This is a genomic window from Mycobacterium sp. E2462 (assembly GCF_001672685.1).
In the GTDB taxonomy this organism is placed as follows: Bacteria; Actinomycetota; Actinomycetes; order Mycobacteriales; family Mycobacteriaceae; genus Mycobacterium.
Window position 1 is genome coordinate 1 of the sequence record NZ_LZKC01000247.1, and the last position, 1,670, is coordinate 1,670.

Sequence of the window (1,670 nt, forward strand, 5' to 3'; positions counted from 1 at the left end):
GGCGCTGACCGCCCGCCAGGTGATGCGGCGCCTCGAGTCGACGGCGCATCACCCGGCCGGCGGCTGGAACGCGCTGGTCGGAAACGGCGTCGTCGACCCGCTGGCCGCGGTGAGCACCGGCGCCCCGCCGCCGGCCGACCCCGCCACCACCGCCGCGCCCGTGCCGCTCGCCCCGCCCGCACCGCCCCGGCCGCCGACGCCGCGCGCCGACGTCCGCGCGGTGACCGGGGCCGCGATCTGTCTCACCGCCCTGGTGGTCGTGTTGCTGGCGGGCGCCCGGCTACGGCGGCGCGGTGACGGTGTCGCGGGCGACTGACGCGCCCCGCCTGCTCAGCTGCGGTCCGAGCGGCAGCACCGTCAACACCGGCCACGGCGCCGCGCCCGTCGCGGGCAGGCCGAGGGCGCCCGCGGCGTCGTCGTCGGGGACCGCGAACCGAACCCCGGTGTCGGTGACCAGGTATCGGGTGCCGCCACCCGGGACGCCGCGGACGTAGGCGGTGCGGCCGGGCGGCAGGTACACGGCGTCCAGCGCGGGGCCGGCGCCGTCGGCCTGGGCGAGGGTCAGCGCCGAGCGACCGGGGGGCACCGGCGCCCCGGCGCCGGCCAGCAACGCCACCCCCGACCCGTCGGGCCCCTCGCGGGTGACGCAGGCTGTGTCGCCGTCGGCCAGGGCCGGCGCCCGCTCCGGGAAGCCGCCGACCGGCAGCGCGGTGGCCACGGGGGCGGCGCGGATGGCGTCGGGGGCCACCGTCGTGGGGCTGGCGCCGCCGCCCCCGTCGGCCACGCGCTGCCGGTCGGCGGCCACCCGGCCGATGCGCTGCAGCCCGGTGGGCAGCGTGACGTAGAACTCGTCGCCGTCGGCCCGGCCGACGCGCAGCACGGCGCCGACGGTGAACCCCGGCAGCCCCGGCGCCCGGCCCCCCGCGCCGGGAACCCGCGGGGCGGCGATGGGCGGCGCCTCCGGGACGGCATCGAGCAGCGACTGCGAGACCCGGCGCGGGACGCGGCCTTCCAGTCGCAGCGCCCGCACCACCGCGGCGTCGTCGAGGTTTACAACGGCCCGCCGGCCGTCGTAGAGGAGGTACGCCGGCGAGCCCGGCGCCGGTGCCGCCAGGATGGCCTGCCCGGCGGGGAGGCGGCGCACGCTGTGCTCGGCCGGCCGGCCGACGACGACCGTGGTGGCGCCGTCGCCGTCGCACACCGACCACACCAAGTCGGCCGCCGCCAGCGGCGCCCCGAGGTATTGCGGCGCACCCGGAATGCCCAGCGGCGCACCGAGCTTGGCGCGAGCGAGATCGGATGGGCGCACCGGTTGGGGGTCGACCGGCGCCCCCGCGATCAACCGGGCGGAGGCGAGGTTGAGCACCGGATGCCAGGTGTCGTCCACGCGGACGAACAGCGCGCCGGAGTTGCGGTCCAGCACCAGCCGCGCCCGGTCCAGCGTGACCTGCGGGCGCAGCCACCCCAGCAGCGCGCACCCGGCCACGGCCATCGCGGTCAGGGCGGCGCCCACCGCCAGCGCCGTGAAGCGCGCCCGCGCGCGCCCGGCGGCCTCACCCAGCAGCGCGCATTCCAGGCGGCGCAGCCAGAAGCGGTGCGCGCTGAGCTGCAGCCCTGCGCTCGCCTGCGTCGGCATCGGCCCACGTTAGACCGCAGGTCAGCGGCGCCGG

1 protein-coding gene and 1 pseudogene are annotated in these 1,670 nt (G+C 79.6%); one reads left to right on the forward strand and one right to left on the reverse strand.

Going from position 1 to position 1,670, the window contains the following annotated elements:
* A pseudogene (locus A5714_RS26620) lies at positions 1–316 on the forward strand (type VII secretion-associated serine protease); the annotation flags it as partial.
* Here A5714_RS26620 and eccB read toward each other — a convergent pair.
* A complete protein-coding gene (eccB, locus tag A5714_RS12120) occupies positions 281–1,636 on the reverse strand; it encodes a type VII secretion protein EccB (RefSeq protein WP_068285465.1) in 1,356 nt (451 codons plus the stop codon). The pseudogene A5714_RS26620 and the gene eccB overlap by 36 nt on opposite strands.
* Positions 1,637–1,670 lie beyond the last annotated feature (34 nt).